Annotated in this window: 12 protein-coding genes; 2 read left to right on the top strand and 10 right to left on the bottom strand. The window is 58.1% G+C overall.

Annotated elements, in window-relative coordinates:
• Positions 1-7 precede the first annotated feature (7 nt).
• Positions 8-928 (top strand): ABC transporter permease, encoded by a 921-nt coding sequence (locus AC2FJ5_RS01760; RefSeq protein ID WP_142636148.1) that lies wholly within the window; start codon positions 8-10, stop codon positions 926-928.
• Entirely contained in the window at positions 925-2,175 is a 1,251-nt protein-coding gene (locus AC2FJ5_RS01755; RefSeq protein WP_142636150.1) for an ABC transporter permease, read from the top strand. Before AC2FJ5_RS01760 ends, AC2FJ5_RS01755 begins: the two co-directional genes overlap by 4 nt.
• Positions 2,176-2,202: 27 nt before the next feature.
• On the opposite strand, the gene AC2FJ5_RS01750 is transcribed toward AC2FJ5_RS01755, so the two are convergent.
• From AC2FJ5_RS01750 to AC2FJ5_RS01705, 10 genes are all read right to left on the bottom strand, one after another.
• Complete coding sequence (locus tag AC2FJ5_RS01750; protein ID WP_496792201.1) at positions 2,203-4,122, bottom strand: beta-galactosidase; 1,920 nt, start codon at positions 4,120-4,122, stop codon at positions 2,203-2,205.
• Positions 4,119-4,979 carry an SMP-30/gluconolactonase/LRE family protein gene (locus AC2FJ5_RS01745; protein ID WP_496792199.1) on the bottom strand — a complete coding sequence of 287 codons (861 nt, stop codon included), beginning with the start codon at positions 4,977-4,979 and terminating at the stop codon, positions 4,119-4,121. Before AC2FJ5_RS01745 ends, AC2FJ5_RS01750 begins: the two co-directional genes overlap by 4 nt.
• Positions 4,976-5,581, bottom strand: a complete 606-nt coding sequence (locus AC2FJ5_RS01740) for a 2-dehydro-3-deoxy-6-phosphogalactonate aldolase (RefSeq protein WP_496792197.1) — start codon at positions 5,579-5,581, stop codon at positions 4,976-4,978. The genes AC2FJ5_RS01745 and AC2FJ5_RS01740 overlap by 4 nt, the downstream gene beginning before the upstream one ends.
• Complete coding sequence (locus AC2FJ5_RS01735) at positions 5,578-6,471, bottom strand: 2-dehydro-3-deoxygalactonokinase (RefSeq protein ID WP_496792195.1); 894 nt, start codon at positions 6,469-6,471, stop codon at positions 5,578-5,580. The genes AC2FJ5_RS01740 and AC2FJ5_RS01735 overlap by 4 nt, the downstream gene beginning before the upstream one ends.
• A 4-nt stretch (positions 6,472-6,475) precedes the next feature.
• Entirely contained in the window at positions 6,476-7,243 is a 768-nt protein-coding gene (locus AC2FJ5_RS01730; protein ID WP_496792193.1) for an SDR family NAD(P)-dependent oxidoreductase, read from the bottom strand.
• A complete protein-coding gene (locus AC2FJ5_RS01725; RefSeq protein WP_496792191.1) occupies positions 7,243-8,952 on the bottom strand; it encodes an IlvD/Edd family dehydratase in 1,710 nt (569 codons plus the stop codon). The genes AC2FJ5_RS01730 and AC2FJ5_RS01725 overlap by 1 nt, the downstream gene beginning before the upstream one ends.
• A 24-nt stretch (positions 8,953-8,976) precedes the next feature.
• The gene (locus tag AC2FJ5_RS01720) at positions 8,977-10,317 is read right to left on the bottom strand and encodes an alpha-glucosidase/alpha-galactosidase (protein ID WP_496792189.1); all 1,341 of its coding nucleotides are present in this window, start codon (positions 10,315-10,317) and stop codon (positions 8,977-8,979) included.
• 22 nt (positions 10,318-10,339) lie between these two features.
• Positions 10,340-11,188 carry a carbohydrate ABC transporter permease gene (locus AC2FJ5_RS01715; RefSeq protein ID WP_142636166.1) on the bottom strand — a complete coding sequence of 283 codons (849 nt, stop codon included), beginning with the start codon at positions 11,186-11,188 and terminating at the stop codon, positions 10,340-10,342.
• 1 nt (position 11,189) lies between these two features.
• Positions 11,190-12,113, bottom strand: a complete 924-nt coding sequence (locus tag AC2FJ5_RS01710; RefSeq protein ID WP_496792187.1) for a carbohydrate ABC transporter permease — start codon at positions 12,111-12,113, stop codon at positions 11,190-11,192.
• A gap of 94 nt (positions 12,114-12,207) precedes the next feature.
• Positions 12,208-13,467, bottom strand: a complete 1,260-nt coding sequence (locus AC2FJ5_RS01705) for an ABC transporter substrate-binding protein (protein WP_142636170.1) — start codon at positions 13,465-13,467, stop codon at positions 12,208-12,210.
• Positions 13,468-13,586: the final 119 nt, after the last annotated feature.

Raw genomic sequence — 13,586 nt, 5'->3', positions numbered from 1 at the left:
TAAAAATATGCCCCATTTTCTGAAAGAATTCTTCAACCGCAACGGCACCGGCATGGGATTGATGATACTGGGTTTGGTCCTGTTCTGGACCATCGGCCTGATCATCCTGCCGCAGCTGTCGATGCTGGATTTCTCATTCCGGCCAAACCTGCCCCCGCCCGAGATCGGGGGGCCAAAGGATGTCTATACGCTGGAGAACTACAAATACCTGATCTATGGCCCGGAAGGCGGCAGCCAGGACTATAACGCCGTCGATCTGAGGGTGTTTTTCCGCACCCTTCTGGCCGCGGTATGCGTTACGATTTTCAACCTGATCCTGTGCTATCCGATCGCCTATTATCTGGGTCAGTCCAAGGGCAGTCACATCCGCATCTTTGCGATCATGCTGATCATCCCCTACTGGATCAATGAGATCCTGCGCGCCTTTGCCCTGCGGATCATCTTTGGCGAAACCGGTGTACTGAACACGCTGTTCACTGGGCTGGGGGTCTGGGATATGCCGTTTGATTTCATCCGCAATGACATCGCGCTCTATGCCGGGCTGGGCTATGCTTATATCTTGCTGATGATCTTCCCGATGTATAACGTCATAGAAAGTCTGGATAAAAACCAGATCGAGGCGGCGCGAGATTTGGGAGCCCCCTGGTGGCGTATCCATTGGCGCGTGGTCATTCCCTATGCCAAGCCAGGGATCAGTTCGGGCTGTACTATGGTGTTCATGCTGTCCGCGGGTGCGCTGGCCGCGCCGCAAATTCTGGGCGGGCCGTCCTCCCTGTGGTTCACGCAGCTGATCTATCAGCAGTTCAACGACAACAATGACTGGCCGCAGGGTGCCGCCTACGCCATCGTTCTGCTGGTGACCTGTATCTTGTTCGTGCTGGCCGTTATGCGCCTGTTCAAGGTGAATATGGGGGATATAGGGAAATGAATTTGTCCTTCCTCCGTGTAAGCATTTGGGTCTACCTGGTGCTGTTCTTCCTGTACCTTCTGGGTCCGCTGGTGATCATGTCGGTCACGGCCTTCAACTCGTCCGAATTCCCAAGGATGACACCGTGGGAGTGTCTGACCTTCCAGTGGTTTGGCGAATTGTTTCAGGACCAACGTATCCTGAACGGCATCAAGAACTCACTGATCATCGGCGCCGGAACGGTGGTTCTATCGGTGGCGATGGGTCTTGCGGGCGCGCTGATGCTGACGCAGATCTGGCCAAAACTGCGCGCGACCTACTATACGGTCATCATCGCGCCGATCCTGATCCCGGGCGTTGTTCTGGGTATCTCGACACTGGTGTTCTGGGACCGGATCAACCGGATGTTGGGCTTGGGTGCCGACAGTTTCCTGTCAAACGGGATATTCCTGACGGTGATCGGCCAATCCACCTTTATCGCCAGCTATTGCATGCTGGTGCTGGTGGCACGGTTGCAGCGCTATGATATGGCGCTGACCGAGGCCGCGCTGGATCTGGGTGCAACCCATGCTCAGGCGTTCCGCAAGATCATGCTTCCGTTCATGCGTCCGGCGATTGCCAGCGCGGCAGTGCTGGCGTTCTTGGCCTCGTTTGAGAACTACAACACCACCACCTTCACCTTTGGTGAATACCCGACGCTGACCATCGAACTGGCGCAGAAGGTGCGCTATGGCATCACGCCCTCGATCTCGGCGCTGGCCTTCATCATCGTGGCGCTGACGGTGTTCTTTGCCCTGCTGAACGAGGCCAAGCTGAAGCGACAGGAACTGGTGGCTGCTGCACGCAAGAACGCCACGGTCGAGGAACTGGCGGGCAAGATCAAGCTTCCCAGCTTCTTTGCCGGGAACCTTGCTGCGGTTCTGCTGGTTGTCTTTGCGGTTGCCACGATCACTGTGGTCGGAACCGCAACCGCCTACAATCCGGCTCAGTGTGTCGCAGATGTCAAAGAGCAAAAGCGCCTTGAAGCTGATCTGCGTATTCAAGAGCTGCGCAAGCAGCGCGAAGAACAGCGCAAAAAGCGCGAGGCGGAAGCGGCTGAGCAAGAGGGAGAGGGTGCGCAGGAATCGGCCCCGAAACCCTCGAATAACAGCGGTTTCGGCAATGTGTTTGCGCCGAATACTCTGGGTGACGAAGAAGAGGATTCTGGTACTGAAACGCCTTCGGGCAATGGCGGTGCCTTTGATCCCAACAGTTTGCAGGCGAACTAAGCGCCTCGCAGTTTGCGCCCGCCGGGGTTACCCCTCGGCGGGCGTGTCATTTTCCTGAATGAACACATCACAGGCTTCGATCATCCGGCCGTTCCATTCAACCGGCGCCGAATTGTAGTTGATCAGGAATGTATGCCCGGCGGTCTGGCGCCGCCGCAAACCCTGAGGCACCGGATGCAAGGCAATGCCTGTCAGAGCAGCGGCCATGCTGATCACGCGATCCCATAACGTGTCATCCGGGAACCCGGCCAGATACCACATGTGGTCGGTCCCTTTCAGGGCAGGTGTTCCGTCTCGAAATGTCAAAAGGTCCGGGGCCTTTCCTGACAGGCGGTCGACCCAGTGACGGGCTGCGCCGCCACCATCAACTTCCCGGGTCACCTGAGGGGGCAGGGTTTCCACAAGATCGACAGTGCAATCCAGTGCAGTCAGCCCGGGGCGACCAGTTGCGGGTATCTGAAAGTCCTGCGTGATGGCGCCAGAGCGCGGGCCCAGAACAGCCAGATCACAACCATTGGTCAGGCGTTGTTCCAGATCGGGTCCGATGGTCGCCAGACCCGGTGCAAGGATCACCTTATATCCCGCCTTTGGGATGTTATCCGCAGGCAGGAAATCCACTGACAATCCAGCCCGGCGCAGGGCTTGGTAGGTTGAAAAGACCAGTTTGAAATAGTCGAACCCAGCCCCTTGAGGTTGCGTCGCCCAGGCCCAATCCGAGGCATAGTCGAACAGGATCGCGACATCCGCTCTGGCCTGTGTGATTGCTCCCAGCCCGGCCAGATCATCGGCGGTTTGGCGTGCCTCGGCCAAAGCCGGGGCAGAGCGGTTGTCCGGCGTCAGCAGTCCTGCATGCATCTGTTCTTGCGCAAAGGGCGCCTGTCGCCAGCGGAAATAGCTGACCACCTCGGCCCCATGCGCCACGGCCTCAAGCGACCACAGGCGCACCATGCCGGGCAGAGGTGCAGGGTTGTAAGGGGCCCAGTTCACCGGGCCGGGTTGCTGTTCCATCACCCACCAACGCCCGCGCCCCACAGCGCGATACAGATCGTGATGAAAGGCCTGCATGTCAGGATCGCCTTGCTGCAGAAAGGCCGACTTATGCGCCTTATCCGCCTCAAGCCGGTCAGATAGAAACCCGATCGGATAGCTGTCCCATGTGGCGATATCCAAATCGGCACCCACTGCGAAGTGGTCGAAATCCAGCACACGCCCCATGTAATTGTGCAGCAAAGGCGCATCGGTCAGGGGCCGCAGCACTTCGACCTGTGCCCTGTTGAAGGCCACCACCTGATCTGCACTGAACCGCCGGAAGGCCAGAACATGGGCCGGGTTGGGTTCTGTCACTGTCAGGTTCGGCAGGTCGATCTGATCAAACCTGTCATATTCCATTGACCAGAACACATTTCCCCACGCTGCATTCAGGGTTTCAATCGTGCTGTATTGACCTTCCAGCCAGTTTTGAAAGGCGTGTAGGGCGGGTTGGCTATAGCTGACAGTGGTGTCGTGGCAGCCATATTCATTGTCGATCTGCCATGCTGCGACATGTGGGTTGCGCCCATAGCGTTCGCCCATGACACATGCGATCCGAACGCATTCTTCGATATACCCGGTGTGGTTAAAGCAATAATGTCTGCGAGAGCCGAACTTGCGCGGCTGACCCTGCGCATCCACGGCAAGCATGTCCGGGTGTTTGTCCAGCATCCAGCGTGGCGGCGTCGCTGTTGGCGTGCCCAGCACCACTTTCAACCCGGCAGAACCTAAGGTTTCGATTGCGCGATCCAGCCAGTCGAAGTGCAGATCGTCCGACGTGGGCTCCATCCGGCTCCAGCCGAACTCGCCTATCCGCACCCATGTCAGGCCGGTTTCGACCATACGTGCTGCATCGTCCGCCCACATCGCCTCTGGCCAATGTTCGGGGTAATAGCAAACGCCAAGTTTGGGGTTCATAGGATGACTCTGTGCTCTGCCTGACCTTTGCCTGCGTCGGGCGCGGCAAAGGTCATTCCGTTGGTAGGTTGGGTTTCAATCTGTGCCGCATCCAGCCCTTGGCGAGCGGTGGTGCAGAACAGCGTTGTCAGGTCTGGCCCGCCAAAAGCCGGGCACGAGGCATGGGCCGCGTCAAAACCGACTGCTTTCAGGAACCGACCCTCGGGCGCGTAAGCAGCCACGCGGTTGGCGCCCCATTGGGCGATCCAGATATTTCCGCTCGTATCGACGACCGCGCCATCAGGGTTCAGCTGGTCTTTGGTAAGGTCGAGGAACACGGTGCTTTGGCCTTCTGGCCACCCGGTTTCGGGGTCCAATTCCCAGCGCATGACCTGTTTGGTGACCGTGTCGGCGAAATAGGCGCAAGAGCGATCGGGCGCAAAGCAGATGGCGTTCGAGATTGTGACATCCGGCACCAGCCGCCGCACCTCGCCGTGCCAAAACCGATAGATGGACCCAGCGCCGGGTTCGGCGTTCTTGCCCATGGTGCCGATCCAGAAACCGCCCCAGGGATCAGCGCGGCCATCGTTGGAACGGGTGACCGTATCGTCCGCCTCAAGATGGGTGACCAAGCTGCGCTCACCGGTTTTCAGTTCAAAGCGCCACAGCCCGGTCTCGGAAGCCATCAACAGCGTGTCCCTATCCACCCAGCCTGCTGCTGAAACATTTTCCGGGAACTGCCAGCTTTGCTGCTGCCCGTCCTTCTGGGTCATCAGGCGGTTGCCGGTGATGTCGAACCAGAATAGCTGCGCCCGTTCCGGGTGCCACAAAGGCCCTTCGCCCAGATCGCAGGGACGGTCGTCAAACACGACACTCATTGGGTGGCCTTGTCATAGGCCAAGACGATCTTTCGCGCGCGCTCTGCAATGTCGGCAACGGCCATTCCCGGTTTATACAGGGCCGAGCCGATCCCGAACCCGTCCGCCCCGGCCTTGAGCCAATCGGCAAAGTTTTCAGGGCCCGCCCCACCCACAGCAAAGACAAGCGCGTCCTTGGGCAGGATCGGGCGTATTGCGGCCAGGCCCGAAGGCCCCGCCATCACGCCCGGAAACAGTTTGAGCCCGGTTGCCCCTGCGCTGAGCGCGCCAAAGGCCTCGGTCGGGGTATAGACGCCTGGCCAGCTTTGTATGCCCAGTTTGATAGTCTGCTGTATCACCTCAGCGTCGAAATTTGGCGAGACGATCAGCTTGCCGCCGACCCCGGCCACCGCATCGACCTGTTCGATGGTCAGGACGGTTCCGGCGCCGATCAATGCGCGATCGCCGAAACTTTCCGCCAGAATGCCGATGCTGGTCAACGGATCGGGTGAGTTCAGGGGCACCTCGATCCGGTCTATGCCCGCGTCGATCAGGGCATGCCCGACTTCGGCGGCCTCGGAGGGTTGCAGACCGCGCAGAATTGCAATGATAGGACGGCTCATGCGGTTTGCCTCGTCAGATTTCGGGCCTGCAAAAGACCTGCCAATGTAGATTGCGTGCTGTCGGCTATTTCAACAAATGCACCCTGCTGTTTCAGCGCGATGGCATAGATTTCCGAGAGGCTTTGGTCCCCGATAATGGCAATCTGCTGGCCCAACCAATAGGGACGGGACGCGGCCAGTTCCGCTCCGATCAGATATCCCGACAGACACGCACGTGCGACACCGGAGTCCTGACCCTGCAGCAGATCAGCGGCCCGCAGGCCGAAAAGGCGCGCGGCAAGTTGTTCCGGTCGGGACAGGGTATCCGCCACAGCCTCGGCAAAAGCCGCGTCGTCCCAGCCTTCGCTGACCGTATGTTTCAGGACGGATTGATTGCTGAGCAATCCGAAGATTTCGCCTGTCATGAATGTGCGGAAGCTGACGACCTCATCCGCGCTGACCTGTACCCATTTGGTATGCGTTCCGGGCAGGCAAATGATGCCGTCCCAGTTTGGCCGGTGGGCCAGAAAACCGGCGATCTGTGTCTCTTCTCCGCGCATGACATCGGGGGGGCTTGTTTGCTTTAGCCCGGGTACGACAAAGGCGCGGATACGGGGATCTGTTGCCGGAACGCGGACAGGTGCATCGGGAACAGGAACCGAAGGTACAGCGGTATATGGTGCCTCGACCCAGCCTTGACGCGCACCCACCATACCGCAGGCGACCACATCCATGACCGTATCGCCAAGCCAGCCCTCGATCAGGTCCAGCAGTGCTTTTTGAAACCCATCCCGGGGAATTTGGTCCATGCCGCTTGCGGACTGAGCCTGGTCCAGAATGGTGTCACCTTGCATTGCCCATGCCCGCAGATGAGTTGTTCCCCAATCAACAGCGATCCATTCGATTGTCATGTTCTCATCCTGTTACTACAACACCGCCATCAACGGCCATGCATTGCCCGGTCATGGCGCGACTGGCTTCCGACGCAAGAAACAGGGTCGGTGCGATCATATCCTCGGGCGTCAGGTGGTCCTTTAGGCATTGGCGTTCCAGATGTGCGGCCAGATCTTCTGGCGTGGCCCACATGTCCAGCTGTTTCTGTGTCAGAACCCATCCGGGGGCCAGCGCATTAACGCGGATTTTCTGCGGGCCAAGCTCGCGCGCCAACGACCGGGTCATCCCGGTGATCCCGGCATTTGATGTCGTATAGATCGGATAACCGGAATTACCCATCATATAGCTGATCGAGCTGAAATTGATGATTGATCCGCCCTTGTCCTGCATTTGACGTGCGGCTTCTTGGCAGGCAAAGAAATACGCCTTCAGATTCACCTCGATCATCCAATCCCAGAATTTGGGCGTGGTTTCGTCAAGCGAATGGCGTTTGTCGTTGGCGGCATTGTTGATCAGCACACCAAGGGGGCCATGGGTCTCGGCGGCTTTGGCCATTGAGGCGCGCAGCAGGTCGGTATCTGTCATGTCGCCTTGCAGAAACAGCGGCCCGCGCCCGTGCTTGGCGCGCATCTCATCAACAAAGGCACTGGCGTCGGAGCGCCCGATAAAGGCGACCTGCGCACCCTGCGCCAGAAATCCGTCCGTTAAAGCGGCCCCGACACCAGAACCACCTCCGGTGATAAAGACGGATGCACCGTTCAGGTCGTGGAAAGTGGCGGGTTGGTCCATCAGTGGCTCTCTCTGGTCACAAGGCGGGTGTCTTTGCCGACAAGAAAATCCAGGTCCGCACCCTGATCGGCCTGCAGGACGTGGTCTATGTAAAGCTTGGCATAGCCGCGGGTGTAATGCGGAGCGTCCGGTTGCCATGCGGCGCGTCGGGCGTCCAGTTCAACTTGGTCAACCAGCAACTCGAGCGCGCCCTTGCTAGCGGATACACGGATACGGTCTCCGGTTTTGACCAGCGCCAGCGTGCCACCGGCCTGCGCCTCGGGGCTGACATGCAGGATGACCGTGCCAAAGGCGGTGCCGGACATCCGCGCGTCCGAGATGCGGATCATGTCGCGCACCCCGTCTTTCACCAGCTTGGCCGGGATTGGCATATTGCCGACCTCGGGCATACCCGGATAGCCCTTGGGTCCACAGCCTTTCAGCACCAATATGGTCTCGGGCGTCACCGGCAGGTCATCTCTGTCGATATTGGCCTTCATATCTTCGATGCTTTCGAAGACATGGGCCACAGCCTCGGTCTCCAACAGTGCGTCCGTGGCCGCCGAAGGTTTCACAATGGCCCCGTTCGGCGCCAGATTACCGCGCAGCACACGCAGGCCTGCGACAGGTTTTACTGGGTCGTTGAAGGGACGGATAACATCGCGGTTGAAACATTCTGCACCTTCGTAATGGGCCGAAATATCCTTGTTCAAAACCGTTTTGGCAGGTCGTAGGAAGGGTTTGAGTTCGTTTAAAACCACAGGCACGCCACCTGCATAGCAGAAATCCTCCATCAGGTATTGGCCAGAGGGCATACAGTTCACAAGCAGCGGGATATCCGACCCGATCTCAAAATCCTTCAGTGTCAGATCGATGCCTACACGACCGGCCAAAGCCAGCAGATGCACCACGGCGTTGGTAGAGCCGCCCACGGCAGCATTGGCCAGAATGGCGTTTTCAAAGGCTTCTTTGGTCAGAATGTCCGAGGGTTTGAGGTCTTCATCCACCATCTCGACAATCCGCTTACCCGTCAGATGCGCCAGCGCGATGCGGCGGGCATCGACGGCGGGCAGGGCGGCGTTTGTGGGCAGGGACATGCCCATCGCCTCGACCAGCGAGGCCATGGTGCTGGCGGTGCCCATGGTCATGCAGACCCCGGCGCTGCGCGACATGCCGGATTCAGCATTCATGAAATCTTGCAGGGTCATTTCCCCGGCGCGCACGGCTTCGGAAAACTTCCATACATCCGTGCCCGAGCCGATATCCTGTCCGCGATACTTGCCGTTCAGCATCGGGCCGGAACTGACAACGATGGCGGGCAGATCGACCGAGGCAGCTCCCATAAGTTGCCCCGGCGTAGTTTTGTCACAGCCACCCAGCAGAACCACGCCGTCAATCCCATAGGCGCGGATGGATTCTTCGACATCCATGGCCAGTAGGTTGCGAAACAGCATGGCGGTGGGCTTCATTTGGGTTTCACCCAGCGACATGACCGGGAATTCGACCGGGAAGCCGCCAGCCTCCCACACGCCGCGTTTGACGCCTTCGGCCAGATCGCGCAGGCCGGAATTGCACGGCGTCAGTTCGGACCATGTATTGCAGATGCCGATAATGGGACGCCCGTCAAAGGCATGGTCGGGAAAGCCCTGGTTCTTCATCCAGGACCGGTGGATGAAACCATCCTTGTCCAGCTTGCCATACCAATGCTGCGAGCGGCGTTTTTTTGTCATTATTGTCAGCCCTTTAATATTTGGTCATGCCGCTTTGGCCGGTTTGCACCAGTCTGGCAACCAATCCGCATGCGCGATCAAAAGATCGCTGACCAGATTACGGATCTGTCGCAGGTCGAGCTCGGCGGCTGTGTGTGGGTCCATCATGGCGGCGTGGTATATGTATTCGGGGTTCTGGTCGGTCAGCGCCCGCACGGTCAACTCCTGCACGTTGATTTGGGTGCGCATCAGCGCAATCAGCTGCGGTGGGATGTCGGTCACGACCGAGGGTTGCACCCCGTTGCTGTCCACCAGGCATGGCGTTTCCACAGCAGCCCCCAAGGGCAGTTGCGGGATCTGGCCGGTATTGGGCAGATTGCCATAGGCGGTGTAGGGCGTATTGGTTATGATGGCGTTCATCATATCCGCCGCGAATTCGTGGCTGCGACATACCTCTACCGCCCGCCCGTCGGTCAGGGTTTTTGCCTGTTCCTTCCAGTCCTCGACCTGCTCGACGCAGCGGGTGGGGTATTCATCCAGCGGGATCGAGAACTGCTCGATCAGATCGTCGCGCCCGTCTTTGATGAACCAGGGCACATATTCAGCCAGATGTTCCGAGCTTTCGGTGCAGAAATAGCCCAGATGCTCCATCACTTCGTATCGGACCTTGTTGGGGCAGCGTGGCATCAAAAGGGGCGGTTTCGGCAGTTGTCCACCTGCATATCCCTGTCGGAGCGCAGGATAGAGATCGCGGCCCTGATGTTCGAGCTTGAGGAAGAAAGCCACATGGTTGACGCCTGCGACCTTATAGCGAAACTCCTGCTTGGGCAGCTCCAGATCATGGGCCAGTTCCTCGACCGTGTTTTGCACCGAATGGCACAGTCCTACATGTTTCAATGTCGGAAACCGTTCGGCCAAAGCCCAGGTGTTGATCGCCATCGGGTTCACATATTGCAACAGCGTCGCGTTGGGGCAGAGCTGCATCATGTCCTGCGCCACGTCCCACAGAACCGGAACGGTGCGTAACCCGCGCATGATCCCGCCCACGCCCAGCGTATCGGCGATGGTTTGACGCAGGCCATATTGCTTGGGGATCTCGAAATCAGTCACTGTACAGGGGTCATACCCACCGATCTGAAAGGCGGTAATCACGAAATCCGCCCCCTCCAATGCGGCGCGCCGATCGGTATGGGTGGTTATGGTAGCCCCCGTGCCGACCGAGCGCACCATGGCGCGGGCCACGGATTCGCTCTCAGCCAGGCGCTGTGTATCGATATCCATCAAGGCAAAATGGCTGTCGGCCAGGGCGGGGGTCAAAAGGGCATCGCCCACGATATTGCGCATGAAGATCGTGGAACCGGCCCCGATAAAAGTGATTTTGGTCATCAGGCAAACCTTTAGCTTGATGTTATTTTACGGCACCGAGTGTCAGGCCCGCGATAAAATGTTTCTGCATCAGGAAGAACATGGCAACCGGCGGCAGCGCCGCGACAATGGAACCGGCACTCATCAGCTGATAGGCGGCGCGGAACTGCGCGTTAAAGCTGGTGATCCCTGCGGTTACAGGCTGGCTCTCAGCACCTTGCGTCAGCACTACTGCCCAGAAATAGTCGTTCCAGATGAAGGTAAAGATCAGCACACTGAGCGCCGCAATGGCGGGCTTCATCAGCGGCAGCACCACGTACCAGAAGATACGCCATTCACTGATCCCTTCGACCCGCGCCGCCTCGATCAGTTCAAAGGGCAGGGCGCGGATGAAATTCCGCATGAACAGGGTGCAAAACCCGGTCTGGAACGCGATGTGAAACAAGACCAGCCCGGTCTTGGTGTTGTACAGGCCCAGGTCCAGCGTCAGGTCGCGCACGGGCACCATGAGGATTTGGAAAGGCACGAAATTGCCCGCTACGAACAGGAAGAAGATCCAAAGGTTCGATTTGAATTTGTAGATGCCGAGTGCAAACCCCGTCATGCTACTGAGCGCGACGCACCCGATGACCGTGGGAACGGTGATCAGGAAGGAATTCATCAGATAGCGCGGCATATCCGAATTGAAAAACACCTGCCCATAGTTGAATGCGCCCTCAAAGCTGGACGGCATCCCCCAGTAGTTGGCATTGGTGAAATCCGCGGCGGGTTTGACCGAGAACAGGGCGACGGCCAGCAACGGCCCGAGCCACAAAAGCAAGGCCAGCGGCAGCAACGCCTGATAGGTGATCTGCGCTGCACGAGGTTGTTTTTCGATTGGCTTGGGAAACATCTCAGTGCCCCCTTTCTTCGCGGTACATTGACCACAGGAAATAACCGATGAAACACAGCATGATCAGGAACAGGATCACCGCGATAGCTGCGCCATATCCCATGCGGAATCCGTATTCGGACAAGGCGACCTCGAACATGTAATAGGCCAGCACGCGCGATGATCCGAACGGACCGCCCTGTGTCATGATTGAGATCAGGTCAAAGCTGCGAAGCGCGCCAATGATGGTGACGACAAAGGCAATGAAGGTGGCAGGGCGCAATTGCGGCAGGATGATATGCCACAACATCCGCCAGCTCTTGGCACCGTCCAGCCGCCCGGCTTCGATCTGTTCGGGGTCCACGGCGTTGAGGCCGGTCAGGTACAGGATCATGCAATAGGCGGTTTGTGGCCAGAGGCCAGCAAAGATGATGCCATAGGTGACGAAACGCTCGTCGCCCAGCACGTTCACCGGGCCCATGCCAAAGAATCCGAGGAATTCGTTCAACAGGCCGAATGTGGGGTCATAGAACCATGTGAACACTAGGCCAACAACTACCTGAGAAATCACGAAGGGGAAGAAAAACAGGGATTTATACAGGCGGATGCCACAGACCGTCTGGTTCAGGAACAGCGCAATGAACAGACCCGCCGGAATCGCCGCCAGATAGAGCAGCAACCAGATCAGGTTGTTTTTGAGCGAGATGTAAAAGGCGTCCCGATCCGACCATTCCCAGTACAGGTCTTCATAATTGCGAAATCCGACATATTCTGCAGCCCCCAGGCCGTCCCATTCGTAAAGCGACAGGTTGAAGGACTGAAAGACCGGAATGATCACATAGACCATAAAGAACAACAGGCCCGGGGCCAAAAATAACCAGGGCGCGATGCGCTGTTGGTTTCGGTGGAACCAGCTTTCCTGTTCGTGGGTATCGACGGCGGTCATGGGCGTCCCCGGTTCTGGTAGGCGGAGTAAGGCGGGTTGATACCCGCCTTACGTAGGTCATGGCTCAGGATGGGCTTTGCCAATCCTGACCGGTTCAGTTGTCGTAGATGCGCTGACGCGCCCGTTCGAGTTTGGCCAGGATTTTGTCCGCATTGTCTGGCTTGACCATGAATTCCTGGAAGCCTTCCATCGACGCCTTGGCCATTTCTGCCGGTGCGTCGCGGTCCCAGAACTGGGCGACTCCGCCCGGGCTGTTTGACGACAGCATGGTAAAGCCCTGCTGCAGGAACTTGTCGGCATCTACCGAGGACTGAGCATTGACCGGCAACTGGCCGAGATTCGAGCCATTGTTGATCTCGGTCTGTTCATCCGCAGACACAACGAAGCGCAGGAATTCACGGGCGGCTTCTTTGTTTGCCGCGTTTGACGGGATGTGGAACGTGTCGGTCGGTGCATCTTCGGCCAGTTCGACATCGGGGTTGATGGCAACAAACTGGTAGAAGTCCAGCTGGTCATCACTCAGGCCCGCCTCACGCAGTGGCGCCACGGCGAAGTTGCCCATCAGATAAGCCGCCGCATCACCGTTGACCATGAAGGGCAGAGCTTCTTGCCAGCTATAGGTCTGGTGGTTGTCGATGAAGGCACCCATATCGATCAGCTGTTTCCAGTTGGCGAAGGTCTGCTTGACCCGGTCATCCTCCCAGCTGATTTCACCATTGGCCAGCTGGTTGTGGAAGTCATAGCCGTTGGTGCGCATGTTCAGGTAGTCGAACCAGCCACCGGCAGTCCACAGGAACTTGGTGCCGATCGTATAGCAGGCGCGACCGGAATCGACGATCTTCTGGCAATTCGCCAGCTCTTCTTCCCAGGTTGCGGGCTCGGTCAGGCCCAGCTCGTCAAAGATGTCTTTGCGATAATAAACGCCCCACTGATAGTAGGTGTAGGGCACGCCCCATTGTTTGCCGTCGATCGTCATCGCACCTTTGGTTGAGGCCAGATTGTCCGCAATCGCAGGTTCCGCCCACAGGTCCGAGACGTCTTCGAACAGGCCAGCCTCGACATAGGGTTTCATCCGATTCGCCGCGTACCACGTGGCGACATCCGGCGTATCCGCAGTCAAGAAGTTGCGGATCTGGGTTTTGTAGGCCTCGCGGTCGATCACCGTTGTCTCGATGGCCAAATCCGGATGCTGTTGCTGAAATCTGTCGATCATTGCTTCCATCGTGGCCCGGGGTGCCGGGTTCGATGTGTCCAGGAATATCCGCAATTCGCCGGTAAGCTCGGCAGAGGCGGGAACAGCAAGTGCAACGCTCATGGCCAGCGCGGCCGTGGTGCGCTTGTAGATGGAATGCATGGTTTCCTCCCTTAGCTTCCATTTTAGTTCCATATATTGGAACTTAGTTTTATATGTTGAAAACTACACATCGACTCGGTTAGTCTTGTCAAGACCCTCGTGGCTGCGGCCGCAGGTTA

Source organism: Ruegeria sp. CDSA221, from assembly GCF_059611825.1.
This window is presented reverse-complemented; position numbering and strand designations above follow the sequence as displayed.